This window comes from Pseudomonas sp. HY13-MNA-CIBAN-0226, from assembly GCF_040310305.1.
Taxonomy (GTDB): domain Bacteria; phylum Pseudomonadota; class Gammaproteobacteria; order Pseudomonadales; family Pseudomonadaceae; genus Aquipseudomonas; species Aquipseudomonas gregormendelii.
The window spans coordinates 73,001-98,436 of record NZ_JBEOPS010000018.1 but is presented as its reverse complement, the minus strand read 5'-3'; the positions used below and the strand labels follow the sequence as shown (position 1 = coordinate 98,436).

The 25,436-nt window shown below is 59.2% G+C and carries 25 protein-coding genes; 16 read left to right on the top strand and 9 right to left on the bottom strand.

The genetic code is table 11. From position 1 onward, the window contains the following. Nucleotides 1-264 precede the first annotated feature (264 nt). The gene (gene gdhA, locus AAEZ05_RS20100) at nt 265-1,602 is read left to right on the top strand and encodes an NADP-specific glutamate dehydrogenase (RefSeq protein WP_350599457.1); all 1,338 of its coding nucleotides are present in this window, start codon (nt 265-267) and stop codon (nt 1,600-1,602) included. On the opposite strand, the gene AAEZ05_RS20095 is transcribed toward gdhA, so the two are convergent. From AAEZ05_RS20095 to AAEZ05_RS20080, 4 genes are all read right to left on the bottom strand, one after another. Further along, complete coding sequence (locus tag AAEZ05_RS20095) at nt 1,599-2,093, bottom strand: GreA/GreB family elongation factor (protein ID WP_350648537.1); 495 nt, start codon at nt 2,091-2,093, stop codon at nt 1,599-1,601. The genes gdhA and AAEZ05_RS20095 overlap by 4 nt on opposite strands. A 70-nt stretch (nt 2,094-2,163) precedes the next feature. Continuing rightward, entirely contained in the window at nt 2,164-2,520 is a 357-nt protein-coding gene (locus AAEZ05_RS20090; protein ID WP_205893984.1) for a hypothetical protein, read from the bottom strand. A 170-nt stretch (nt 2,521-2,690) separates the two neighbouring features. Then, the gene (locus tag AAEZ05_RS20085) at nt 2,691-4,544 is read right to left on the bottom strand and encodes an Lnb N-terminal periplasmic domain-containing protein (RefSeq protein ID WP_350648535.1); all 1,854 of its coding nucleotides are present in this window, start codon (nt 4,542-4,544) and stop codon (nt 2,691-2,693) included. 92 nt (nt 4,545-4,636) lie between these two features. Continuing rightward, entirely contained in the window at nt 4,637-5,125 is a 489-nt protein-coding gene (locus AAEZ05_RS20080) for a DUF3015 domain-containing protein (RefSeq protein WP_045059341.1), read from the bottom strand. 273 nt (nt 5,126-5,398) lie between these two features. Here AAEZ05_RS20080 and AAEZ05_RS20075 point away from each other — a divergent pair, with 273 nt between their 5' ends. Further along, entirely contained in the window at nt 5,399-7,837 is a 2,439-nt protein-coding gene (locus AAEZ05_RS20075) for a Lon protease family protein (protein WP_045059342.1), read from the top strand. Between the two features lie 317 nt (nt 7,838-8,154). Further along, complete coding sequence (locus tag AAEZ05_RS20070) at nt 8,155-8,496, top strand: PA4575 family protein (RefSeq protein ID WP_045059343.1); 342 nt, start codon at nt 8,155-8,157, stop codon at nt 8,494-8,496. Nucleotides 8,497-8,501: 5 nt separating this feature from the next. On the opposite strand, the gene AAEZ05_RS20065 is transcribed toward AAEZ05_RS20070, so the two are convergent. Next, on the bottom strand, nt 8,502-10,331 hold the full coding sequence (locus AAEZ05_RS20065; RefSeq protein ID WP_350648533.1) for a hypothetical protein: 1,830 nt from the start codon (nt 10,329-10,331) through the stop codon (nt 8,502-8,504). Between the two features lie 159 nt (nt 10,332-10,490). Here AAEZ05_RS20065 and AAEZ05_RS20060 point away from each other — a divergent pair, with 159 nt between their 5' ends. From AAEZ05_RS20060 to bamJ, 3 genes are all read left to right on the top strand, one after another. Continuing rightward, on the top strand, nt 10,491-10,979 hold the full coding sequence (locus AAEZ05_RS20060; RefSeq protein WP_045059345.1) for a TIGR00645 family protein: 489 nt from the start codon (nt 10,491-10,493) through the stop codon (nt 10,977-10,979). Between the two features lie 228 nt (nt 10,980-11,207). After that, on the top strand, nt 11,208-11,519 hold the full coding sequence (locus AAEZ05_RS20055) for a DUF6482 family protein (RefSeq protein WP_045059346.1): 312 nt from the start codon (nt 11,208-11,210) through the stop codon (nt 11,517-11,519). A gap of 121 nt (nt 11,520-11,640) precedes the next feature. After that, nucleotides 11,641-12,258, top strand: coding sequence for a BamJ family beta-barrel-assembly machinery protein (gene bamJ, locus AAEZ05_RS20050; RefSeq protein WP_045059347.1), 618 nt, complete (start codon nt 11,641-11,643; stop codon nt 12,256-12,258). Nucleotides 12,259-12,387: 129 nt separating this feature from the next. Here the strand turns inward: bamJ and AAEZ05_RS20045 are convergent, their stop codons facing one another. The 3 genes from AAEZ05_RS20045 to AAEZ05_RS20035 form a co-directional block, all read right to left on the bottom strand. Beyond that, nucleotides 12,388-12,645 (bottom strand): PA4570 family protein, encoded by a 258-nt coding sequence (locus AAEZ05_RS20045; RefSeq protein WP_045059348.1) that lies wholly within the window; start codon nt 12,643-12,645, stop codon nt 12,388-12,390. A gap of 185 nt (nt 12,646-12,830) precedes the next feature. After that, on the bottom strand, nt 12,831-13,172 hold the full coding sequence (locus AAEZ05_RS20040) for a zinc ribbon domain-containing protein YjdM (RefSeq protein ID WP_045059349.1): 342 nt from the start codon (nt 13,170-13,172) through the stop codon (nt 12,831-12,833). A 165-nt stretch (nt 13,173-13,337) separates the two neighbouring features. Further along, nucleotides 13,338-14,306, bottom strand: coding sequence for a polyprenyl synthetase family protein (locus AAEZ05_RS20035; RefSeq protein WP_045059350.1), 969 nt, complete (start codon nt 14,304-14,306; stop codon nt 13,338-13,340). A 240-nt stretch (nt 14,307-14,546) separates the two neighbouring features. On the opposite strand from AAEZ05_RS20035, the gene rplU reads away from it, so the two are divergent. The 5 genes from rplU to AAEZ05_RS20010 all read left to right on the top strand — a co-directional run bounded on the left by rplU (nt 14,547) and on the right by AAEZ05_RS20010 (nt 18,297). Beyond that, nucleotides 14,547-14,861, top strand: coding sequence for a 50S ribosomal protein L21 (gene rplU / locus AAEZ05_RS20030; RefSeq protein WP_003176051.1), 315 nt, complete (start codon nt 14,547-14,549; stop codon nt 14,859-14,861). Between the two features lie 34 nt (nt 14,862-14,895). Continuing rightward, nucleotides 14,896-15,153: a 50S ribosomal protein L27 gene (rpmA, locus tag AAEZ05_RS20025; RefSeq protein ID WP_003176049.1), complete on the top strand. Its 258-nt coding sequence runs from the start codon at nt 14,896-14,898 to the stop codon at nt 15,151-15,153. A gap of 193 nt (nt 15,154-15,346) precedes the next feature. Then, complete coding sequence (gene cgtA, locus AAEZ05_RS20020; RefSeq protein ID WP_045059351.1) at nt 15,347-16,570, top strand: Obg family GTPase CgtA; 1,224 nt, start codon at nt 15,347-15,349, stop codon at nt 16,568-16,570. A gap of 137 nt (nt 16,571-16,707) precedes the next feature. Then, complete coding sequence (gene proB, locus AAEZ05_RS20015; protein ID WP_350599504.1) at nt 16,708-17,826, top strand: glutamate 5-kinase; 1,119 nt, start codon at nt 16,708-16,710, stop codon at nt 17,824-17,826. 12 nt (nt 17,827-17,838) lie between these two features. Next, on the top strand, nt 17,839-18,297 hold the full coding sequence (locus tag AAEZ05_RS20010) for a CreA family protein (protein WP_045059353.1): 459 nt from the start codon (nt 17,839-17,841) through the stop codon (nt 18,295-18,297). Nucleotides 18,298-18,467: 170 nt separating this feature from the next. Here AAEZ05_RS20010 and rpsT read toward each other — a convergent pair whose 3' ends face one another. After that, a complete protein-coding gene (gene rpsT, locus AAEZ05_RS20005; RefSeq protein ID WP_008154937.1) occupies nt 18,468-18,746 on the bottom strand; it encodes a 30S ribosomal protein S20 in 279 nt (92 codons plus the stop codon). Nucleotides 18,747-18,998: 252 nt separating this feature from the next. Between rpsT and murJ the strand changes: the two genes are divergently transcribed. From murJ to fkpB, 5 genes are all read left to right on the top strand, one after another. After that, entirely contained in the window at nt 18,999-20,537 is a 1,539-nt protein-coding gene (gene murJ, locus AAEZ05_RS20000; RefSeq protein WP_045059354.1) for a murein biosynthesis integral membrane protein MurJ, read from the top strand. A gap of 121 nt (nt 20,538-20,658) precedes the next feature. Beyond that, nucleotides 20,659-21,609: a bifunctional riboflavin kinase/FAD synthetase gene (gene ribF / locus AAEZ05_RS19995; RefSeq protein WP_205893363.1), complete on the top strand. Its 951-nt coding sequence runs from the start codon at nt 20,659-20,661 to the stop codon at nt 21,607-21,609. Continuing rightward, entirely contained in the window at nt 21,610-24,441 is a 2,832-nt protein-coding gene (gene ileS, locus AAEZ05_RS19990; protein WP_205893364.1) for an isoleucine--tRNA ligase, read from the top strand. It begins immediately after the preceding gene. Beyond that, complete coding sequence (gene lspA / locus AAEZ05_RS19985) at nt 24,434-24,946, top strand: signal peptidase II (RefSeq protein ID WP_045059357.1); 513 nt, start codon at nt 24,434-24,436, stop codon at nt 24,944-24,946. Before ileS ends, lspA begins: the two co-directional genes overlap by 8 nt. After that, nucleotides 24,939-25,391 carry an FKBP-type peptidyl-prolyl cis-trans isomerase gene (fkpB, locus tag AAEZ05_RS19980; RefSeq protein WP_502947779.1) on the top strand — a complete coding sequence of 151 codons (453 nt, stop codon included), beginning with the start codon at nt 24,939-24,941 and terminating at the stop codon, nt 25,389-25,391. Before lspA ends, fkpB begins: the two co-directional genes overlap by 8 nt. Nucleotides 25,392-25,436 lie beyond the last annotated feature (45 nt).

Here is a 25,436-nt window from a genome sequence, read left to right as displayed (position 1 = left end):
AAGTTTTGTGCAGGCAATAAATCTCGATTCACCACCCATCCCCTGTGGGAGCTAGCCTGCTAGCGATGGCGGTATAACTGTTGGTGCATTTCGTCGAGTCGATCTCCCTATTCAGGTGCAAAATCGGCCGAAAAACAGGCTTATTTATATCCTGTGCACCATTTAATTTCATAAAGGCGACATGTTGCGCTGTTCCTGTGCGCGATTCGTTTGTTAAAGTCCGGCTCAATCTCTCCAACGACAATAAATTTGCCGAGACTTTCCATGATCGAATCCGTTGAATCCTTCCTTGCCCGCCTGAAAAAACGTGACCCCGACCAGCCCGAGTTTCATCAGGCTGTGGAAGAAGTCTTGCGCAGCCTCTGGCCGTTTCTGGAAGCCAATCCGCGCTACCTGACTTCCGGCATCCTGGAGCGTATCTGTGAGCCGGAGCGGGCGGTGGTGTTTCGTGTGTCATGGGTCGACGATCACGGCAAGGTGCAGGTCAATCGGGGCTTCCGCATCCAGATGAACAGTGCCATCGGTCCGTACAAGGGCGGTCTGCGCTTCCATCCGTCAGTGAACCTGGGCGTGCTGAAATTCCTCGCGTTCGAACAGACGTTCAAGAACTCCCTGACCTCGTTGCCCATGGGGGGCGGCAAGGGCGGCTCGGACTTCGACCCCAAAGGCAAAAGCGATGCTGAAGTCATGCGCTTCTGCCAGTCCTTCATGAGCGAACTGTACCGGCACATCGGTGCAGACGTTGACGTGCCGGCGGGCGATATCGGCGTCGGTGCCCGGGAGATTGGCTTTTTGTTCGGCCAATACAAGCGCCTGAGCAACCAGTTCACCAGCGTGCTCACAGGCAAGGGCCCGAGTTACGGCGGCAGCCTGATTCGCCCCGAAGCCACCGGTTTCGGCTGTGTCTATTTCGCCGAGGAAATGCTCAAGCGCCAAGGCGCAACCGTCGAAGGCAAGCGCGTGGCGATCTCGGGTTCTGGCAACGTCGCGCAGTACGCGGCCCGCAAGGTCATGGACCTGGGCGGCCAGGTCATTTCGCTGTCGGACTCCGAGGGCACGCTGTACTGCGAAGCTGGTTTGACTGAAGAGCAATGGCTGGCGGTACTGGAACTGAAAAACGTCCAGCGCGGGCGAATCAGTGAGTTGGCTGCGCGCTTCGGCCTGGAGTTCCGCGCCGGTCAGAGCCCATGGGATCTGGCCTGCGACATCGCGCTGCCATGCGCAACGCAGAATGAACTCGATGCCGAGGCCGCCCGCGCATTGCTGCGCAACGGCTGCATCTGCGTGGCCGAAGGCGCCAACATGCCGACCACGCTGGAAGCCGTGGACCTGTTCATCGAGGCAGGGATTCTGTTTGCGCCAGGCAAGGCGTCCAACGCTGGCGGCGTCGCCGTAAGTGGCCTGGAAATGTCGCAGAACGCCATGCGCCTGCTGTGGACCGGCGGCGAGGTGGACAGCAAACTGCACGCCATCATGCAGTCGATTCACCACGCTTGCGTGCACTACGGCGAAGAGGATGGCCGGATCAACTACGTCAAAGGGGCAAACATCGCCGGCTTCGTCAAAGTCGCCGATGCCATGCTCGCCCAAGGTGTGGTCTAAGCCGGTTCGATGCGGATGATCTCGATCTGTTGATCGCCGGCCGGGCGTTGCCACAGCACCTCATCCCCGAGTTGCGCCCCAAGCAGCGCCCGGCCCAGCGGCGAGCCCCAGTTGATCAGGCCCGCCGATGCGTCCGCCTGATCCTCGCCCACCAGCTGGACGTTCTGTTCGGCGTTGTGCTCGTCGGCAAACGTCACTCGACTGCCAATCTGCACCTTTTGCGTCGAGCTCGCGGGTGTGATCACTTGCGCGCTGAGCACGCGCTGGTTGAAATAGCGTAAATCCCGTTGCAGATCCGCCTGGCGCTGCTTATCCGCCTGTTCTCCCTTGGCCGACTCAGCGCTTAGCTGCTGCTGCAGTTCGGCAACCTTGGCCTGCAACTGGATCAGTCCAGTGGGTGTGACGTAGTTGGGCTGCGCGCTGACCTGCCGTTCGACAGGCTGATCGGCTTGCGCAGCGGCGTTATCTTCATTGACGAAGGCGCGACTCATGGTTTTCTCCCGTAATAGGGTTTGGGCCATGGTCGCAGGCATTTAGTTTCGACGGATGCCCGTGAGCGATTCATTGCGAGCGATAGGCGTGCGCCGCATCCTGGTCCTTCTGTTGTTGCCAGGCCTTATCGCGGTCATCCCAATGGTGGCTGCGATAGTCTGCGCGCTCCTGATTTTCCAGCATCGCCTGGCATTGGCGAAAGCCATCGCTCCAGCCTTCGGCATAGTGCGGGTCCTTGAGATAGCGCGGGACGTTTTTGCGAAATTCACCGGTCATCGCCCCGGCCGCCTGGCGACCACTGACGCAACCGTCATCGAAACCGTCGGCGAAGGCCGGCGGATAGCCCTTGGCGATCAGGTCTTCGTGGGTCGACTGGCAACCCGCGCACAACAGCAGCAATCCCAACATACCTGCGCAACGCCACATCTCAGACTCCTGACCGTTCGACGGCCTATGCAGTCAGTCTAGAAGTCGAGTCGTTGTCGGGATGTGAAAGGAAGATCAAAAGATCGTCCGAACGCGGCTCGAGCCTTCGGCAGCACCTACAGGTGTGCGCGATCGAATGTAGGAGCTGCCGAAGGCTGCGATCTTTTGATCTAGTAGTGATACCACTTCACTTCAAGCATCACCTCATTCTCAGGCGATGCCATGTGGCTGAACTCGCGCTGCGCACTCAGGCGCAGCCCCAGGTTTCGCGACAGCTCCCACTGCTGATTCAAGCTCACACTGCGCCGCACCTCGCCATTGGTGAAAAAATCACCTTTGGTTTCCAGGCTGAAATTACCCAGCGGGTTTTTCCACAGCACCCCGGTATTAAATCCGGCGGCGGGGGCGATGAATTCGGCGAAGTCATTGTTGTGCTCAACCCGCACGGTGCCCATGACAAACCCGAGCATGTCTTCGCTCAATTGCCATGTCCCACCGCCACCACCGTTGACGTGACTGACCAGGTTCTCGTCATCGTGCTTGCCCGGAACGCGTTCCAGGCCGCCGGTGACTTGCCAGGACAATGGTTGCAGCAGCTCGTTGCGCGGGGTCAGCGATCGAATCGTCGCCAGGTCCAACTGCTGGAACTGCCAGCGGTTGCCTTCGTACTGGCGCAATTTCATCTGCAGAATTTCGATCTGCGCGCCCAGAGGGAAGCTTTCGGCGTTGTCGTTGAGGTCATGGTAGGCCATGCGCAAGCCGTACTCGGCGAAGGCTTCATCGCCCCGAGTGCCGATGCCGGCCTGCCAGGTGCGCGATTCATGACCGTCCTCGGGCAGGCCCGGTTGCGCAATATCAAGCGCCGGCGCCGGGTTCTGATTGATCGCCCGCAGCAGTTCGAAACTGCGCTGGGAGCGCTCAGGGTCGCGTTCCTGGCCGTTGGCGCGGTAACGTTCCAGGCGATACGCGGCGTCGATGACCAGCGCCTGGCGATCGCGCGGCAGGGCCTTGAAATCTGCGCTCTGAAGCTGCTTCTGATCGGCGCTGACCTTCAGTACCCATTGCTGCTCTTCATCAGTCAGCGGCTCGGCACGGCTCAGCAGCTCACGCTCCCTGGACGGACGATACTGGATGGACTCGACCAGGCCGGCCTCTTTCACGGCCTTGACGGTGTCGGTAGGGATGGCCGTGAGGGGGAATTGTTCGGTCAGGCGCAGGCTCGGTCGCGCCACTTGCAGCAGCTCAAGCAAGCGATAGGAGCAGTTTTCGTCGAAGAAAAAATAGTCGAACTGGATCTGTTTCAGTTCCCAAACGTGCTCGACCATGCGCGCTGTTTCTGCCTGGGTAAGGTTCAGCCGGTATTCCCACAGGTCGCGGTTCTCCAGACTGCGGTATTCCGAGAGCTTTTCCTGGTAGGGCACCAGCGCAAACAGCCCCGGGTAGCCCCCCATAAGGCCTTTCCAGGCGTAAAGGATGCTGTTGTCGGCACCTTCGATGTAGGCGCCGAAGTTGATCGCATAACTGAGCAGTGAAGTCTTGTCGCTCTGCACGCCAGCCTGGTCAATGCGCAGCAGGGTGTGACCAAACATCGACGACGGGCTGTTCAGGTAGGCCGCTGGAAAGATCATCACCGCACTGTCGGGGGAAACGTCCTTGAACCATTGCTTGAATTCAGTACATTGCGGGGCCGGCAAGTCCGTCAGGTTCAGTTGCGCCTTGAGCCAGCGGGTGCGTGCCGGGTAGACGCATTGCGCGTGTTGTTCGCCTTTGCTTGCCGGGGCGTACAAGGCCTGCACAGTGGCGGCCAGTTCGCGGTCCGGATGTTCGTTGCCGTCCGGCGCGAGGAAAAACTTGCGGTCACTGACATAGCTGCGCCAGCCACCGAGCTTGGCAGTTTCGTAGTGGCCCAGGGAGATCCAGAATGGGTCGTTAGCCAGTTGCTGCAAACGTTCAGAGTCGATGTTTGGCGCGGCGGACAGCGGGGCGCAGGCACAGAGCGCCAACCAGGCAAGGCGTTTGAGCATAGTGGGCAACTTAATGGAAAGAAACAAAGACCCAAGGGGGCGCAGGTCCAAAAAATAAAACCCGCCCCCCAAGAGGAGCGGGTGGGTCGAGCTTATGCTTGAGTGGCGTATTTGGCCAGGCGAGCATCGTTCTTGATAACGGACAGGGTGTTGGTATGCACGTCTTCAGCGGTTACATCAGCCTTGCTGAAGATCTGCTGGAAGTGCTCGTGGGTAACTGCTGCGAAATGCTCACGATCTTCCGGCGCCACGCCCAGTACCACGGCATAGGTCGTCAGCGCTTCGCCGTTGCCTTTAGCCATGTCTTCGGACAACTCATTCATCATGCCATTCATGGCCAGCCAGGATTTGCCGCCATAGGTCAGCGACGCGTTAGTCGAGCAACCGTTGGTACCCGATGTCATACCGAACGTTGCGTTACCGGAAGTGCCGTTGGTGGTGGATGCCAGGAAGTGAGCCGGGGTGCCACGCTGACCTTCGAACAGCATGTTGCCCCAACCGCAATCCGGACCGCCTGGCGCCTGAGCCATGGCGTTGATGGATACAGCGGTGAAGAGAGTACCGAGAAGAATCCGTTTCATAGCTTTGTTCTCTTTATGTGCATACCAATGGACAGGGCCTGGCCCGATCTGGCGCCAGTGGGCCGGTTATTGTTCCAGCCGCGCAATTTGGAGTTTAGGCACGTTCCAAGGGTTCCGTTACTTTTTGCTAAATATTCGTCAAAACATCGATTTAGCCCCGGCCAGCCTGACGATGGCGGTTTGGCTATGCTTTGACTGAAGGCGCGCCTTGCAAGTGGGGTGGAGGCAGCGCCAGAATGCCGCTATCTGCCCCGCCTGATGTAAGGAAGCCCGATGCCTGATCCTGTTGCTGCCAGCTTGCGTCTAGCGCCCGAAGCGCTGACCCGTCCGTTTTCCGCTGAACAGTTCAGCTTCTCTACCACCAATGATCTGGAGCCCTTTCGCGGTGTGCTTGGCCAGGAACGTGCAGTCGAAGCATTGCAGTTCGGCGTGGCCATGCCACGCCCCGGCTACAACGTATTTGTCATGGGTGAGCCCGGCACCGGCCGGTTCTCGTTCGTCAAACGCTACCTGAAAGCCGAAGGCAAACGCCTGCAGACCCCGGCAGACTGGGTCTATGTCAACAATTTCGACGAGCCGCGCGAACCCCGGGCCCTGGAACTGCCTTCAGGCACCGCCGGCGCGTTTATCGGCGATATCAACACCTTGATCGACAATCTGGTGGCGACGTTCCCTGCGGTGTTTGAACACCCGTCCTACCAGCAAAAGAAAAGTGCCATCGACCGTGCATTCAACCAGCGCTACGACAAGGCGCTGGATATCATTGAGCGCCTGGCGCTGGAGAAGGACGTTGCGCTGTACCGCGACGCCAGCAACATTGCGTTCACCCCGATGGGGGATGGTAAGGCCCTGGACGAAGCAGAGTTCGCCCAACTGCCCGAAGCCGATCGCGAGCGTTTTCACGATGACATTTCCGGCCTCGAGGAACGGCTCAACGAAGAGCTCGCCAGCCTGCCGCAATGGAAGCGTGAGTCGAGCAATCAACTGCGCCACCTCAATGAAGAAACCATCACCCTGGCCTTGCAGCCATTGCTGTCACCGTTGTCGGAGAAGTATGCCGAGAACGCCGCGGTCTGCGGTTACCTGCAGGCGATGCAGGTCTACCTGCTGAAAACGGTTGTCGAGCAATTGGTCGACGACAGCAAGATCGACGCTGTCGCCCGCAAGATGCTGGAAGAACAATACGCCCCGAGCCTGGTGGTCGGTCATTCGGCCAGCGGCGGCGCACCGGTGGTGTTCGAGCCGCACCCGACTTATGAAAACCTGTTCGGACGCATCGAGTACAGCACTGACCAGGGCGCGCTCTACACCACGTATCGGCAGCTGCGCCCGGGTGCACTGCACCGCGCGAACGGCGGTTTTCTCATCCTGGAAGCGGAGAAAATGCTCAGCGAGCCATTCGTATGGGATGCGCTCAAGCGTGCCCTGCAGTCGCGCAAGCTGAAGATGGAATCGCCACTGGGTGAGCTGGGCCGCCTGGCCACCGTGACGCTGACCCCGCAAAACATCCCGCTGCAGGTCAAGGTCGTCATCATCGGGGCTCGGCAGCTGTACTACACGCTGCAGGACCTCGATCCAGACTTCCAGGAGATGTTCCGCGTGCTGGTGGATTTCGACGAAGACATTCCGATGGTCGACGAAAGCCTGGAACAGTTTGCCCAACTGCTGAAAACCCGCACCTCGGAAGAGGGCATGGCGCCCTTGACTGCCGATGCGGTGGCGCGCCTGGCGACCTACAGCGCGCGTCTGGCTGAACACCAGGGGCGCTTGTCGGCGCGCATCGGCGACCTGTTCCAGCTGGTCAGCGAGGCGGATTTCATTCGTCACCTGGCGGCGGATGAAATGACCGACGCCGGGCATATCGAACGAGCCCTCAAGGCCAAGGCCACCCGTACCGGGCGGGTCTCGGCGCGAATCCTCGATGACATGCTGGCCGGAATCATCCTGATCGACACCGATGGCGCGGCCGTGGGCAAGTGCAACGGCCTGACGGTGCTGGAAGTCGGCGATTCGGCCTTCGGTGTGCCAGCGCGTATTTCTGCCACGGTTTACCCGGGTGGCAGCGGCATCGTCGACATCGAGCGTGAGGTCAATCTGGGCCAGCCGATTCACTCCAAGGGCGTGATGATCCTGACCGGTTACCTCGGCAGCCGCTACGCCCAGGAATTTCCGCTGGCGATTTCCGCGAGCATCGCGCTGGAGCAATCCTACGGTTACGTGGACGGTGACAGCGCGTCGCTGGGCGAAGCTTGCACGCTGATTTCGGCGTTGTCGAAAACACCGCTCAAGCAGTGCTTTGCGATCACCGGCTCGATCAACCAGTTCGGTGAAGTGCAGGCGGTGGGCGGGGTCAACGAGAAGATCGAGGGCTTCTTCCGACTCTGCGAGGCCCGCGGCCTGACGGGTGAACAAGGTGCAATCATTCCGCAGGCCAACGTGGCCACGCTGATGCTCGATGAGAAGGTCCTGGCGGCGGTGCGCGCCGGCCAGTTCCATGTGTACGCAGTGCGCCAGGCCGATGAGGCCCTGAGCCTGCTGGTCGGCGAACCAGCCGGTGCACCGGACGAGAATGGCGAGTTCCCGGAGGGCAGCGTCAACGCCCGGGTAGTGGAGCGCCTGCGGGTGATTGCGGAAATGATCAGCGAAGAGGACATGAGGGAGGCGGAGAAGGAAGCGGCGCAGGAAGCCTTGGTGGAGGCCAAGCCGGCCTGATAGGCCCCTGAGGTTTCACCACTTACCTGTGGGAGCGAGCCTGCTCGCGATGACGGAGTGTCAACCAGCTGATATTTTGGACGACACACCGCCATCGCGAGCAGCCTCGCTCCCACCTGTGCATCCGATTAAACTGTGCAAAGTGCCATCACTCTGGCGCCAATATTCACACAATGACCATTCGGCGCCTTGTGGTTCTACCTGGCATGCTTTCCAGACTTTTCTTCTATTCTCAGGTCAAGGATATCGACAGTATCACTGGATCGAAACAGTCTTCTGATGGAGGCTGAATACCGGATCTACCGAGGGTCGCCGCCATGTCGCGCAACCTCTGCCTCACCCGACAATGCCTGGGCCTTGTGACCCGTATCGAATGCGCCGTGCGCCCCCTGGCGGGAGACAAGGGCATGTGGACCTTGCTGTTTGCTGCCGGAATGGCGGGCGAACAACCTTCTGCCATCAAGGCACAGGGACCTTTCCATGGCCCATTTGTGGCTGAATCAATCCTCGACACTATCGTTGAAAGCCTGACCTTGCATGGTTATCAACTGGCCGACGACCCGCAAATCTGGTGCCTGCACTTGCAAGCCCAGCTGCGGGAAATCAATGGCGGACGCACGCGCAACCTGGCCGGTTTCGAGTTCCGCCCGGATCACTGAGTGGGCTATTGATCAAGGCTGGCGGTATCAGCCTTGTCGAGCTTGACCTCAAACCCATATTGCACGGTGGTGAGATCGATCCGCTGATAGGTTTCCAGGCGGGCAGGCCGGCCATAGAAGTAGTGCACGCCCGTCAAAGCCGGGCCCTCCGGGCTCGCATCGTGACTCACAGCAAGTATTTCCTTCAGGTAATTACCACTGTCGTCCCGGGCGTAGAAACGCCAGTCCTGCTCCGGGAATGCCTTCAGGTCGACCAGCAGGGCATTGCCTTTGAGCTCCAGGCCCTTGGGCAGTTGACCAGCGTCCAGGTTTTTCTTCTCGATGCTGGCCAGGAACAGCGGGATCGAGCCTACGGTATAGGCAGGCGTCTGCGGGAACAGGTTCAGGTCATAGGTGATGGTGCCGCGCAGAGGATCGACCTGGAACGCTTCGGGTGGCAATTCGATCGGCTCGTCACGTTTTCCACTGGCGTCTTCGGTGAAGAAGCTGACCGGGCTGTCACCGGGGTTGAAGGAGCTGCCCAGCAGTTCGTCGTTAAAACTTCTCCTGTGATCGAACTCGATCTGCGCGGCGCTCGGGTCATCGACCGACTGACGGATGCTCACGCCTTTTTTCAGTTGGTCTTCACTGAGTGTCGCGCCTTTGAGCCAGTTCGCAGCCTGGTCGTCGTACACCACCACTGGTAGCTCAAGGGTCTGGATGGTTTTTTCCGTGGTGCGAGGATCGAACCGGCGTACCGGCAAATCGAGGTCCTTGCGGGTCACTGTGGCGGTGGAGAAATCCAGTACGCTAACTTCCAGGGCGTCGATCGGCCCGTTGAAATAGACCTTCGAGTAATGCCTGGTTTGCTGCTTCTCAAAGGCCCGCTGCTGCGATTCGAGTTGTTTCTCGAAGGCCTCGCTCCAGGTTTTCTGCTGCTGCAATAACGCCAATTGCTTTTGATAAAACGCAATTTGCTCGGCCGTTTCGTTGATCGAGCCCGAACGCGAGAGAAACTGCCCGGTGCTGTCCCTGGCCTGGACGATCAATGGATTCAGGGGCGTGTCAGCCACCTCGGCAGCCATTGGGGCGCTATTGCTGAACTCGATTTCGGCGTAATTTTTTTCAAGCTTCAACAGTTTGACGCTGAGGTTGTCGTTACTGCGAGTCTGGCCGACGTCCTTTTTGGTCAGATTGAAGCTGTACAAACGACGCGGCGCGATAACTTCCACTTTGCCCTGCAGGCTGACGGGCTGAGGCTGGTGTTTGTTGTCGACGTCAAGGCCATCGATGAAGGGGTAGGTGACGGTCAGGTCATCGGGATTGGTCAGGTTGGAGCTCGAGGGGCTCAACTGGATGCCGGGATCGGTCTCCGACCACTCCGGCTGGAACCCGATGACGCGTTTGTTGCTCAGTGTCACCGACAGCCATTCCACTCCATGGGGGAACACAAAGGTATCCGGAATGTTGAAATTGAAGGGGAACACCGGCTGCAGGTCGGTCAGGTAGTCGGAGCTGGAATCCTTGTGCAGCACGAACAGGCCGTTGATGTAGGTGTCGACCAGCGCCTGAGGCGTGGGGTAGTGCTTGAGCACGGCGAGCGCATCGTCGCTGTATTCGGTTTCCAGCGGCTTGCTGTCGAGCTTGAGTTGCGCACGTTCGAGCAATAACAGCGAGCCACCCAATTCGGCGACGGCATCCTTGAGTTTGGGATCTTCGATGGCGTCCAGGGACTTTTCGAACCGGGCCGTTTTCTCTTCGAGGCTGACCTGGGCTTTTTCATCGCTGGGCGAGCAGGCGCTCATCAGTAAAGCCAGGCACATTCCGGCGCCCGTCAAAGGCAATCGCACATCCATTTTCCCGTCTTCCTGTCCGATGTCGCTGAGCTGTCAATTGTTTCGACACTAGCAGAAAAAACTTGTCACATATGTGCAGGTTGTGGATTTTCCGCCTGTTTCTGGGTGTAACAGCGGACTGTTATACTCGCGACCATTTCAGCCCAGGTGTGAGATTTAATGGAACGCTTTATCGAAAATGCAATGTACGCCTCGCGCTGGCTGCTGGCGCCGATCTATTTTGGCTTGTCGTTGGGATTGCTGGCTTTGGGGCTGAAATTCTTTCAGGAGGTCTTCCACGTCATTCCCAGCGTGTTCTCAATGGCCGAATCGGATGTGATCCTGGTGCTGCTGTCGCTGATCGACATGGCGCTGGTGGGTGGCCTGCTGGTGATGGTGATGATTTCCGGGTACGAGAACTTCGTTTCCCAACTGGACATCGACGACCACAAAGAGAAGCTCAACTGGCTGGGCACCATGGACTCGTCTTCGCTGAAGATGAAAGTGGCAGCGTCGATCGTGGCGATTTCCTCGATCCACCTGCTGCGGATCTTCATGGACGCCAAGAACGTCGACCCCGAGCACCTGAAGTGGTACGTGATCATTCACATGACTTTCGTGGTGTCGGCCTTCGCCATGGGTTACCTCGACAAGCTCACCAAGCACTGATCACGGCCACTGTGGGAGCGAGCTTGCTCGCGATGGACTTCAACGATAACGCGGGGTTCTGAATGAGCGCGGGCCTTGAGTTCTCCGTCGGAACGCCGCCCGGAGCGAGCTCGCTCCTGCAGTCTCAGGCAGTGAACCGGACGAGCGGTGTGGTTTTTGGCTTGTGCTTTGAAGCGACGAAGCCTATCCCTGTAAAGGTCCTGGCCCGCCACCGTTCGAGGTGCATCAATGAACCTGCAAGAGCTCAATGCCTTTGCCATCGCCCACAAGGTCGATGAGCTGAACCTGATTTCCCTTGAAGGCGGCATCTACCTGTTGGAGGCGCGCATGCACGGCGCAGCCTATCCATTGAGTGATGCCCACGGCAAAGTGCTTCATCTGCGCTCGGTGGAGCATGCCCGTGAAGTGCTGCATGCTTTTCCCACCTTGCCATTCAACCTGGTGCACACCTCGGTACATGACGAAATGTGCGGCCTGGGCGCCAGTGCCGAGGAGAGCCTGAAGGTGCCGATCGCCTTCCGTTCTGCCTGGCAGGGCTGAGGGCTCTAATCAACCGATTGGCAACTGTGCTAGTCTGCTGGCCCTTTTGGTTCCGGGCGCTCCGGGACGCGCTGTGTACGCACGGCATGTTCCGGGGCCGTCCGCACAGCGGAGCAGTGTCATGTCCGAAGTAAATCTGTCCACCGACGAAACCCGCGTCAGCTACGGTATCGGCCGTCAGCTGGGCGACCAGCTGCGCGACAACCCGCCACCGGGCGTTAACCTGGACGCGATCCTGGCAGGTCTGACCGACGCCTTTTCCGGCAAGGAAAGCCGTGTAGGCCAGGAAGAAATGTCCGCCAGTTTCAAGGTCATTCGCGAAATCATGCAAGCTGAAGCCGCTGCCAAGGCTGAAGCTGCAGCAGGCGAAGGCCTGGCCTTCCTGGCTGAAAACGCCAAGCGTGACGGCATCACCACCCTGGCTTCGGGCCTGCAATTCGAAGTGCTGACCCAGGGCGAAGGCGCCAAGCCAACCCGTGAAGATCAGGTTCGTACTCACTACCACGGCACCTTGATCGACGGCACTGTGTTCGACAGCTCCTACGAGCGCGGCCAGCCTGCAGAATTCCCGGTTGGCGGCGTGATCGCTGGCTGGACCGAAGCCCTGCAACTGATGAACGCTGGCAGCAAATGGCGTCTGTACGTGCCGAGCGAATTGGCTTACGGCGCTCAAGGCGTTGGCAGCATTGCGCCGCACAGCGTTCTGGTGTTCGACGTCGAGCTGCTCGACGTTCTGTAAGCCTATGCCTGTCCCTGTGACAGGCTAATGTGGGAGCCAGCCTGCTGGCGATGGGGCGACCGGGTTTTGTTCAAGACCGAGTTGACACCATCGCCAGCAGGCTGGGTCCCACAGTTTTTATCGTACAGGTCATATTTCGATCTTGTGTTGCAGCTCATGCGCAGGGCGCAATGCCCGGGCGTAGCAGAACAGAAACAGGTTACGCACCAGCTCCTTGAGTACGACCGGTTCGCTGGAACTCAGGCCGTTGACGTCCAGATCCCCTTGGTCCTGCAGTTCGTTCAGGGCTTCTTCTTCAAGCACCGCACAGACTTCACCGGTTTCCCGATGCAGGATCCTGAGGTAAGGGTGTGGACGGTCAAGCCAGGCATCGATCAAATAAGTCATCAGTCTCATCTCCATTGATCTGGGATTCAATGAGAATAATTCTTATTCATTAAATAGCAAGGACCTATTGGCGGTTTGCGCTTTTTTTCGGGTAAAGATTGCGTAAGGTCAATACGGCTGGCGCCTGGCCATCGCGGGGGGAGGGGCGCCATCCGGCGCAGAGCGCAGGATGGGCTACAGCAGGATCAGACTTTTCTGACGAACTCGGATTTGAGTTTCATCGGGCCAATGCCGTCGATCTTGCAATCGATATCGTGGTCGCCATCGCACAGGCGGATGTTCTTGACCTTGGTGCCGACCTTGACCACCAGCGAAGTGCCCTTCACCTTGAGGTCCTTGATCACGGTGATGGTATCGCCGTCCTGCAGGACGTTGCCGACCGAATCTTTCTTCACGGTGTCATCGGCCGCCACTTCGATTTCGCCGCCAGTCGACCACTCGTGGGCACACTCAGGGCAGATCAGCTGCGCGCCGTCTTCGTAGGTGTATTCGGAATTGCATTTCGGGCAGGGTGGCAACGTGCTCACTAGGGCTCCTTGGATTGAGGATCGCTAAAAGTCGCACATTATATAGGGTTTTGTTCGAAGAGGGTGTCATGGCAAAAGATCGCAGCCTTCGGCAGCTCCTACAGGGTTTTGTGTACACCTGTAGGAGCTGCCGAAGGCTGCGATCTTTTGATTTTGCGTTTGCCTTTAATGCGTGCGGGCTACCGCAAACTCGCTCAGCTCAACCAATGCATCGCGGTATTCGCTGGCTGGCAGCGCCTCGAGGCATTTGATCGCGCGGGCTACGTAGTCCCGTGCCAGTTGCGCTGTGTATTCCAGCGAGCCCGACGCCTCCACTGCTTCTCGGATGCTTTCCAGGTCTTCGATACCGCCTTTCTGGATCGCCTTGCGTACCAGGGCCGCCTGTTCCGGCGTACCTTCGCGCATGGTGTAGATCAGCGGCAGGGTCGGCTTGCCTTCAGCGAGGTCGTCGCCGACGTTCTTGCCCAGGGTCTCGGCATCGCCCTTGTAGTCGAGCAGGTCGTCGACCAGCTGGAAGGCAACCCCCAGGTGATCACCGAAAGTGCGCAGGGCTTCGCTCTGCTCCGGTGTCGCACCTGCCAGGGCCGCAGCGCTGTGGGTCGAGGCCTCGAAGAGCATGGCGGTCTTGCCGCGGATGACTTCCATGTAGGTTTCTTCGGTGGTGCTGGCGTCGCGGACCTTCGACAGCTGCAACACTTCGCCTTCGGCGATGATGCGGGTCGCTTGCGAAAGGATTTTCATCACCGGCATGGAGCCCAGTTCGACCATCATTTCGAAGGAGCGCGAATACAGGAAGTCGCCCACCAGTACGCTTGGGGCGTTGCCCCACATGGCGTTGGCGGTCGAGCGGCCACGGCGCATGCCGGACATGTCGACCACGTCGTCGTGCAGCAGGGTGGCGGTGTGCAGGAACTCGATGGTCGCGGCCAGCAGACGCATGTCATCGCCTTCGCGGCCGAGGGCCTTGCCACACAGCAACACTAATAAGGGCCGCAGGCGTTTGCCGCCAGCCGAGGTAATGTAATCGCCGATTTTCGATACCAGCGGCACTCGGGAAGTCAGCTGCTTCTTGATGATGCCGTCGACGGCGCTAAAATCGTCCGCCACCGCGCGGTAGAAAGCTTGGGGTTGCATCAGCGACAGTTGCTCCAGAAGGGTTGCGCGGCATGCTAGGACCCACGTCGGCGGGTGTCAAGGCACGATGGACGGCCTCTTGCATCAGCCCGGCAGCTTGCGTACAATCGCGCACCCTGAACTTCCTGGGCAGCACCTGCCTTACGCAATTGCAATAGGGCCTTCCAGCCCAATGCAGCCATGCCAGCCAATACCTCTTCTTATAAAGAGCTGGGTGAGCAGGATTATCGGAGAAATACCATGTCTTATGCAGTAATCGTTACTGGTGGCAAGCAGTACAAAGTTGCTCCAGGTGAATACCTGAAGATCGAAAAACTGGAAATCGCTACCGGCGAATCCGTTACTTTTGATCGCGTTCTGTTGGTTGCCAATGGCGACGACGTGAATATCGGCGCTCCAGTTGTTGCTGGCGCTACCGTTGTGGCTGAAGTGATCTCCCAAGGTCGTCACGATAAAGTCCGTATCATCAAGTTCCGTCGTCGTAAGCACCACATGAAGCGTATGGGCCACCGCCAGTGGTACACCGAGATCAAAATCACCGGTATTCAGGCTTAATTTCAGCCTAATTCCTCACTAGGAGAATTGACTCATGGCACACAAAAAAGCTGGTGGTAGTACCCGTAACGGTCGCGACTCAGAAGCCAAACGCCTTGGCGTGAAGATGTATGGCGGCCAGAAAATCATTCCGGGCAACATCATCGTGCGTCAGCGCGGCACCCAATTCCACGCCGGTTATGGCGTTGGCATGGGTAAGGATCACACCCTCTTCGCGAAAATCGAAGGCGTGATCAAGTTTGAAGTAAAGGGCGCTTTCAACCGCCGTTACGTGAGCGTTGTCGCCGCTTAATTGCGCGATCGCTGGAAAAGCCCTGTCTCGCGACGGGGCTTTTTCGTTTGTGGGGTGAGTCTCTTGCAAAGCTGTTTGTAATGAGCTCCAGCGCTGGATTTGCGGTCGTTGATTGAGGTCGCTGCGCTCATTTTTGCAAGAGTCTTATGTCTGGATTTTTTCGGCTCGTCCGCATGACGAGAGGCGTTTTGTTATGAAGTTTGTTGATGAAGTATCGATTCGAGTAAAGGCCGGTGACGGCGGCAACGGTTGCATGAGCTTCCGTCGCGAAAAATTCATTGAGAATGGTGGTCCTAACGGCGGTGACGGTGGTGATGGCGGCTCGGTCTACATGGTCGCCGACGAAAACCTCAACACCCTGGTGGACTACCGCTACACCCGCCACTTCGATGCTGAGCGTGGCTCCAACGGTGGCAGCACCGACTGCACCGGCAAGAAAGGTGAAGAGCTGGTTCTGCGCGTTCCGGTAGGCACGACGGTTATCGATTCGGCGACCCAGGAAGTCATTGGCGACCTGACCAAGGCTGGCCAGAAACTGCTGGTGGCTCATGGTGGCTGGCACGGTCTGGGTAACACCCGTTTCAAATCCAGTACCAACCGTGCTCCGCGCCAGACCACTCCGGGCAAGCCGGGTGAGGCGCGTGACCTGAAGCTGGAGATGAAGGTGTTGGCTGACGTGGGCCTGCTGGGTCTGCCGAATGCTGGCAAAAGTACTTTCATCCGCTCGGTTTCGGCCGCCAAGCCGAAAGTCGCCGACTACCCGTTCACCACGCTGGTACCGAACCTGGGTGTGGTCAGTGTCGATCGCTGGAAAAGTTTTGTGGTTGCGGACATTCCCGGTCTGATCGAAGGTGCTTCCGACGGTGCTGGCCTGGGGATTCGCTTCCTCAAGCACTTGTCGCGTACCCGTCTGCTGCTGCATCTCGTGGACATGGCGCCGCTGGATGACGCCAGTGCTCCGGATGCTGCTGAAGTGATCGTCAGCGAGCTGACCAAATTCAGCCCGTCCCTGGCGGAGCGTGATCGCTGGCTGGTGCTGAACAAGTGCGACCAGATTCTTGAAGAAGAGCATGATGAGCGCGTCAAGGAGATCGTTGATCGCCTGGAGTGGACGGGTCCGGTTTACGTGATTTCCGCCATTTCCAAGCTGGGCACCGAGCGCCTTTGCCATGACATCATGCGTTACATGGAAGATCGTGCAGATCGTCTGGCCAATGATCCAGCCTACAAGGAAGAGCTGGCCGAGCTCGATCAGCGCATCGAAGACGAAGCCCGTGCCCAGCTGCAGGCTCTGGATGACCAGCGTGCCCTGCGTCGCAGTGGCGTGAAGTCGGTCCATGATATCGGTGACGATGATTGGGACGAAGAAGACGTGGATGATGAAGACGGTCCGGAAATCATTTACGTGCGCGACTGATCTGTTGCTATAAACTTGAACGCCGCTCAATCGAGCGGCGTTTTAGTATCTGGAAATCGATTGTTGGTCACGAATAACCACGAATAACGTCACGGGCAGTGCCAGGTCGCGCTGTCCTCAAGCTAAGGTTGAAGATGATGCGGAGCAAGGTGACAGGTGCGCAGCGTTGGGTCGTGAAGATCGGCAGCGCTTTGCTGACGGCGGATGGCAAGGGCCTGGATCGCGCGGCAATGGGTGTCTGGGTCGAGCAGATGGTGGCTTTGCATGAGGCTGGCGTTGAGCTGGTGCTGGTGTCCTCAGGGGCGGTAGCAGCGGGGATGAGTCGCCTGGGCTGGAGCGTACGACCCAGTGCCATGCACGAACTCCAGGCGGCGGCGGCCATCGGCCAGATGGGCCTGGTACAGGCGTGGGAGTCGAGCTTCGCCGAGCATGGCAGGCACACCGCGCAGATCCTCCTGACCCACGACGACCTGTCCGACCGCAAGCGCTACCTCAACGCCCGCAGTACCTTGCGTGCATTGGTCGAGCTGAAAGTCATCCCGGTGATCAATGAAAACGACACCGTGGTCACTGATGAAATCCGTTTCGGCGACAACGACACCCTGGCGGCGCTGGTGGCCAATCTGGTCGAGGCTGATCTGCTGGTGATCCTGACTGATCGCGACGGTATGTTCGACGCTGATCCGCGCAACAACCCCGATGCCAACCTTATCTACGAGGCGCGGGCCGATGATCCGGCGCTGGATGCGGTTGCTGGCGGCACGGGTGGTGCCCTGGGTCGTGGCGGCATGCAAACCAAGTTGCGTGCCGCACGACTGGCCGCGCGCTCTGGTGCTCACACTATCATTGTTGGTGGGCGTATCGAGCGCGTGCTGGATCGTCTGAAGGCGGGCGAGCGCATTGGCACGTTGTTGTCACCTGAGCGCGGCATGCTGGCGGCGCGCAAGCAGTGGCTCGCCGGGCATCTGCAAACCCGTGGCACCCTGGTGCTGGACGCGGGTGCGGTGACCGCTTTGTCCCAGGGCAACAAGAGTTTGCTGCCGGTGGGTGTCAAGCGGGTGCAGGGCAGTTTCCGGCGCGGCGAAATGGTGGTGTGCGTAGCGCCGGATGGTCGTGAGATCGCCCGCGGCCTGGCCAACTACAGCGCGCTGGAGGCACAAAAAATCATTGGTCAGTCGTCTGAGGCGATTGTCGGTCTGTTGGGTTACATGGCGGAGCCGGAGCTGGTTCACCGCGATAACCTGATTCTGGTCTGAGGGAATATTCGAATGCGTGTGGCAAAAGGATTGTTGGGTCTGCTGTTGGCGATGCCGCTGCTGGCCTCGGCCGAAGAGATTGGCCAAGTTTCGACGGTGTTCAAGATCGTCGGCCCGAACGACCGCATCGTCGTCGAGGCGTTTGATGATCCGAAGGTTGAGGGTGTGACTTGCTACCTGTCGCGCGCCAAGACTGGCGGAGTGAAGGGTGGGCTGGGATTGGCGGAGGATCGCGCTGAGGCGTCTATCGCCTGCCGCCAGGTCGGGCCGATCAGCTTCAAGGGTGAGTTGAAGGATGGCGATGAGGTGTTCAAGGAGCGCACCTCGCTGGTATTCAAGACCATGCAGGTGGTGCGTTTCCTCGACAAGAAGCGCAATACCCTGGTGTATCTGGTCTACAGCGATCGCCTGATCGAAGGCAGTCCGCAGAATGCGGTGACGGCTATCCCGATCCTGCCGTGGGCCCAGTAGGAGCGAGCTTGCTCGCGAAAACCAGAGTGCGCCGCGTACATTCAGGCGGCGCACGTAATAGTTGACGACCTTCGCGAGCAAGCTCGCTCCTACAGTTTTTTTTTCGCTCCCATCAAATCGCAGGCAATAAAAAACCGACCCTGAGGTCGGTTTTTCAACAAGCTTATCGCTTAAGCGGCAACAGCAAGGTTCAGAGCCTTGACGTGACCGTTCAGGCGGCTCTTATGACGAGCTGCCTTGTTCTTGTGGATGATGCCTTTATCGGCCATACGGTCGATAACTGGCACGGCCAGAACGTAAGCAGCTTGAGCTTTTTCAGCGTCTTTTGCGTCGATGGCCTTAACTACATTCTTGATGTAGGTACGAACCATGGAACGCAGGCTGGCGTTGTGGCTGCGACGCTTCTCAGCCTGTTTTGCACGTTTTTTGGCGGAAGGTGTGTTGGCCACCGTCGAGCTCCTCGAAAGACTTTTTAGGAAATAGCAAACAAAATAGGCCGCGAATCATGCCGATGAGTTGATGTCTTGTCAAGGGCGGTTGAAACGTTCCGCTAAGTGGTAGGTATAAAGAGGCGGGATATTTATTTCCGGCGCTTGACCTGTAAACTCGCGAGCTTTGGCTCTGTGCTGCTGCGGCGCGGAGTATCGCATAAGTAGGCGCTTTGTTCGCCTGCTGTTTATCGACAGGCACAAACTCTTTCAATGAATCTGCTCAAATCGTTGGCCGCCGTCAGCTCTATCACAATGGTTTCCCGGGTTCTGGGATTCGTTCGTGACACGCTTATCGCACGCACATTCGGCGCCGGAATGGCGACTGATGCCTTCTTTATCGCGTTCAAGCTGCCCAATCTGCTGCGCCGGATCTTCGCCGAGGGCGCGTTTTCCCAGGCTTTCGTGCCAATTCTTGCCGAATACAAAAGCCAGAAGGGCGAGGAGGCGACCCGCACGTTCATTGCCTACGTTTCGGGCCTGCTGACCCTGGTGCTGGCGCTGGTTACGGCCTTGGGTATGCTCGCCGCGCCATGGGTTATCTGGGCGACGGCCCCCGGTTTCACCGACACCCCGGAAAAATTCGAGCTCACCACCAGCCTTTTGCGGGTGACGTTCCCGTATATTCTGCTCATCTCGTTGTCGTCGCTGGCCGGCGCGATTCTCAATACCTACAACCGTTTCTCGGTGCCGGCTTTCGTACCGACGCTGCTCAATGTCAGCATGATCATCTTTGCGGTGTTCCTCACGCCGTACTTCGATCCGCCGGTCATGGCGCTCGGCTGGGCAGTGCTGGTCGGTGGCCTGGCGCAGTTGCTGTATCAGCTGCCGCACCTGAAAAAGATCGGCATGCTCGTGCTGCCGCGCCTGAGCCTGCGCGATACCGGCGTGTGGCGGGTGATGAAGCAGATGTTGCCGGCAATCCTGGGGGTGTCGGTGAGCCAGATCTCGCTGATCATCAACACCATCTTCGCCTCGTTCCTGGTGGCCGGTTCGGTGTCCTGGATGTATTACGCCGACCGCTTGATGGAGTTGCCATCCGGTGTGCTGGGCGTGGCGCTGGGCACGATTTTGCTGCCAACCCTGGCCAAGACATACGCCAGCAAGGACCGCCAGGAGTATTCGCGGATTCTCGATTGGGGCCTGCGCCTGTGCTTCGTGCTGGTGCTGCCGTGCTCCCTGGCGCTGGGTATCCTCGCCGAGCCGTTGACCGTGTCGTTGTTCCAATATGGCCAGTTCACGGCGTTTGATGCGTCCATGACCCAGCGCGCCCTGATCGCCTATTCCGTCGGTCTAATGGGCATTATTGTGATCAAGGTGCTGGCGCCGGGCTTTTATGCGCAACAAAACATCCGTACCCCGGTGAAAATCGCGATTTTTACCCTGATCATCACGCAGTTGTTCAACCTGGTGCTGATCGGGCCGTTGGCGCATGCCGGACTGGCCCTGGCCATCAGCGCCGGCGCCTGCATCAACGCCGGCCTGCTGTTTTACCAGCTGCGCAAGCAGCAGATGTATCAGCCGCAACCTGGTTGGGGGGCGTTCGCCCTGAAGCTGGTAGTGGCCGTGCTGGTCATGTCCGCCGTGTTGCTGGCGGGCATGCATTTCATGCCGGTCTGGGATCAGGGGCATATGCTGGAACGCTTCCTGCGCCTGGGGGCGTTGGTCGCCGCCGGTGTGATCGCTTATTTCGGCATGTTGTTTGTGCTGGGCTTCCGTTTGCGCGACTTCAACCGCAGGGCGCTCAGCTGAGGACGCAAGAACAGGGGCGAGCCGGTGTTTTGGTCGGCTTGATGACTTTGGTTACGGTGTTGCCTGTCGTCGGCCGCCGGGTGTGGTTATAATCGACCACTTTATGAGCAAGAAGCGCGTTATGCAGCTGGTTCGAGGCCTCCACAACCTGCGCCCCCAGCATCGGGGCTGTGTCGCCACTATTGGCAACTTTGACGGTGTTCACCGTGGCCACCAGGCAATCCTGGCGAGGCTGCGTGAGCGTGCGCTCGAGTTGGGCGTGCCCAGCTGCGTGGTGATTTTCGAGCCGCAGCCCAGGGAGTTTTTCGCCCCGGACACGGCCCCGGCCCGTCTGGCCCGGCTGCGGGACAAACTGCAGCTGTTGGCCGACGAAGGCGTCGACCGGGTCCTGTGCCTGGCCTTTAACCAGCGGCTGAGCAAGCTCAGCGCCAGCGAGTTCGTCGAAACCATCCTGGTGGACGGGCTTGGCGTGCAGCACCTGGAGGTCGGCGATGATTTCCGGTTTGGCTGTGATCGCATCGGCGATTTCGAATTCCTGCAGCAAGCCGGGCTGGTTCACGGTTTTACCGTCGAGGCGGCACAAACCGTGGAGCTTGAAGGTATTCGCGTCAGCAGCACCCAGGTTCGCAATGCGCTGGCCGCCGCCGATTTCGCCCTGGCTGAACGGCTGCTCGGCCGGCCGTTCCGTATCGCCGGGCGGGTCTTGCACGGCCAGAAGCTGGCGCGCCAACTGGGTACGCCCACGGCCAACATTCAGCTCAAGCGTCGTCGTGTTCCATTGACCGGGGTGTACCTGGTCAATGTCGATATCGACGGCAAAACCTGGCCCGGCGTCGCCAATATCGGTGTGCGCCCCACGGTCCAGGGGGATGGCAAAGCCCATCTCGAGGTTCATCTTTTAGATTTTGCCGGCGATCTGTATGACCGGCGTTTGACGGTGGTCTTCCACCACAAGCTGCGTGAAGAGCAGCGTTTCGCCTCTCTGGAGGCGCTTAAGACGGCAATCAATGCGGATGTTGCCGCCGCCCGTGCCCTGTCGCACCTAGCGCCAATCGCTAATGAAGAGCCTTAAATGACCGACTATAAAGCCACGCTAAACCTTCCGGACACCGCCTTCCCAATGAAGGCCGGCCTGCCTCAGCGCGAACCGCAAATTCTGCAGCGCTGGGACAGCATTGGCCTGTACGGTAAGTTGCGCGAGATTGGCAAGGATCGTCCGAAGTTCGTGCTTCACGACGGTCCTCCGTACGCCAACGGCACGATTCACATCGGTCATGCGCTGAACAAGATTCTCAAGGACATGATCATCCGCTCGAAGACCCTGTCGGGCTTCGACGCGCCATACGTTCCGGGCTGGGACTGCCATGGCCTGCCGATCGAGCACAAAGTCGAAGTGACCCACGGCAAGAACCTGGGCGCGGACAAGACCCGCGAACTGTGCCGTGCCTACGCCACCGAGCAGATCGAAGGCCAGAAGTCCGAATTCATCCGTCTGGGCGTGCTGGGCGACTTCGCCAACCCGTACAAGACCATGGATTTCAAGAACGAGGCCGGTGAAATCCGCGCCCTCGCTGAAATCGTCAAGGGCGGCTTCGTGTTCAAGGGCTTGAAGCCTGTGAACTGGTGCTTCGACTGTGGTTCGGCCCTGGCCGAAGCGGAAGTCGAGTACGAGAACAAAAAGTCGTCGACCATCGATGTGGCGTTCCCGATTGCCGATGAAGCCAGGTTGGCTGCCGCTTTCGGTCTGCCATCGTTGGGCAAGCCGGCTTCGATCGTGATCTGGACCACCACCCCTTGGACCATCCCGGCCAACCAGGCGCTTAACGTTCACCCGGAATTCAACTACGCCCTGGTCGACGTCGGCGACAAGCTGCTGGTGCTGGCTGAAGAGCTGGTCGAGTCGTGCCTGGCCCGCTACAGCCTGGAAGGTTCGGTCATTGCGACCACCACCGGTAAAGAACTGGAACTGATCAACTTCCGTCACCCGTTCTACGATCGTCTGTCGCCCGTTTACCTGGCCGAGTACGTGGAACTGGGCGCTGGCACCGGCGTGGTTCACTCCGCCCCGGCCTACGGCGTGGACGACTTCGTGACCTGCAAGAAATACGGCATGGTCAACGACGACATCCTCAACCCGGTTCAGAGCAACGGCGTGTACGTTCCGGCGCTGGAATTCTTCGGCGGCCAGTTCATCTGGAAGGCCAATCCGGCAATCGTCGACAAACTGACCGAAGTCGGTGCGCTGCTGCACACCACCATCATCGAACACAGCTACATGCACTGCTGGCGGCACAAGACCCCGCTGATCTACCGCGCTACCGCGCAGTGGTTCATCGGCATGGACAAAGAGCCAGTGACCGGCGACACCCTGCGCAAGCGGGCAATCAAGGCCATCGAGGAAACAAAGTTCGTTCCGGCCTGGGGCCAGGCGCGCCTTCACTCGATGATCGCCAACCGTCCGGACTGGTGCATCTCCCGCCAGCGCAACTGGGGCGTGCCGATCCCGTTCTTCCTGAACAAGGAAAGCGGCGAGCTGCACCCACGGACTGCCGAGCTGATGGAAGAAGTAGCCAAGCGCGTCGAAGTCGAAGGTATCGAAGCCTGGTTCAAGATGGACGCTGCCGAGTTGCTCGGTGATGAAGCGCCGCAGTACGACAAGATCAGCGACACCCTCGACGTCTGGTTCGATTCGGGCACCACGCACTGGCACGTCCTGCGCGGTTCGCACCCGATGGGCCACGAGAGCGGCCCGCGTGCCGACCTGTACCTGGAAGGCTCGGACCAACACCGTGGCTGGTTCCACTCGTCGCTGCTGACCGGTTGCGCCATCGACAATCACGCGCCGTACCGCGAGCTGCTGACCCATGGCTTCACCGTCGACGAGTCCGGTCGCAAGATGTCCAAATCCCTGGGCAACGTGATCGCGCCGCAAAAGGTCAACGACACCCTGGGCGCCGACATCATGCGCCTGTGGGTGGCTTCCACCGATTACTCGGGTGAAATGGCGGTTTCCGAGCAGATCCTGCAACGCAGTGCGGACGCCTACCGGCGCATCCGTAACACCGCGCGCTTCCTGCTTTCCAACCTGACCGGTTTCAACCCGGCCACCGACATCCTCCCGGCCGAAGACATGCTGGCGCTGGACCGTTGGGCCGTGGACCGTACCTTGCTGCTGCAACGCGAGCTGCAAGAGCATTACGGCGAATACCGTTTCTGGAACGTCTACTCCAAGATCCACAACTTCTGCGTGCAGGAGCTGGGCGGTTTTTACCTCGACATCATCAAGGACCGCCAGTACACCACTGGCGCCAACAGCAAGGCCCGTCGTTCGGCGCAAACCGCGCTGTACCATATCTCCGAAGCGCTGGTGCGCTGGATCGCGCCGATCCTCGCGTTCACCGCCGACGAACTGTGGGAATACCTGCCGGGCGAGCGCAACGAATCGGTGATGCTCAACACCTGGTACGAAGGCCTGACCGAGCTGCCGGACAACGTCGAACTGGGTCGCGCCTACTGGGAGCGGATCATGGCGGTGAAGGTGGCGGTGAACAAGGAAATGGAAATCCAGCGTGCGGCCAAGGCCGTCGGTGGCAACCTGCAGGCCGAAGTGACCCTGTTTGCCGAAGACGCGCTGAGCGCAGACCTGGCCCAACTGAGCAACGAACTGCGCTTCGTCCTGATCACCTCGACCGCCAGCGTGGCGCCTTTTGTCCAGGCCCCGGCGGACGCGGTAGTCACCGAAGTCAGTGGCCTGAAACTGAAGATCGTCAAGTCCGCCTTCGCCAAGTGCGCCCGTTGCTGGCACTGCCGCGAAGACGTCGGCGTGAACCCGGAGCATCCGGAAATCTGTGGCCGTTGCGTTGATAACATCAGCGGCGCTGGCGAGGTTCGTCACTATGCCTAACGCCGTTGGCCGTTTCGGACGGCTGGGCTGGCTGTGGTTGAGCTTGCTGGTCCTGGTGATTGACCAGGCCAGCAAGTTCTACTTCGAAGGCTCCCTGAGCATGTACCAGCAAATCGTGGTGATCCCTGATTACTTCAGCTGGACCCTGGCCTACAACACTGGCGCGGCGTTCAGCTTCCTGGCTGATAGCTCCGGCTGGCAGCGCTGGTTGTTTGCCCTGATCGCTATCGTGGTCAGTGCAGTGCTGGTCGTGTGGCTCAAGCGTCTGGGACGCAACGAGACCTGGCTGGCAGTCGCCCTGGCACTGGTGCTGGGTGGCGCGTTGGGCAATTTGTATGACCGCATTGCTTATGGCCATGTGATCGATTTCATCCTGGTGCACTGGCAGAACCGCTGGTACTTCCCTGCATTCAATTTCGCCGACAGTGCCATCACTGTCGGTGCCGTGATGCTGGCGCTGGATATGTTCAAAAGTAAAAAGACCGGAGAAGCCGTTCATGACTGAGCACGTATTGGCTGAGCAACGCATCCGCCAGAACACCGAAGTCACTTTGCACTTCGCCCTGCGCCTGGAGAACGGCGACACCGTCGACAGCACCTTCGACAAAGCCCCGGCGACCTTCAAGGTGGGCGATGGCAATTTGTTGCCGGGTTTTGAAGCGGCGCTGTTCGGCTTCAAGGCCGGTGACAAGCGCACGCTGGCGATTGCACCGGAAAACGCGTTTGGCCAGCCAAACCCGCAGAATGTGCAGGTCATCCCGCGCTCGCAGTTCCAGGACATGGACCTGTCGCCAGGTTTGCTGGTGATCTTCAACGATGCGGCCAATACCGAACTGCCAGGCGTGGTAAAAGAGTTCAATGACGAGCAGGTGACCATCGACTTCAATCACCCGCTGTCGGGCAAGACCTTGACCTTTGACGTCGAGATCATCAGCGTCGTATCGCTGTAACTAACAAATCGGCTTTCTGTAGGAGCGAGCTTGCTCGCGATGGTC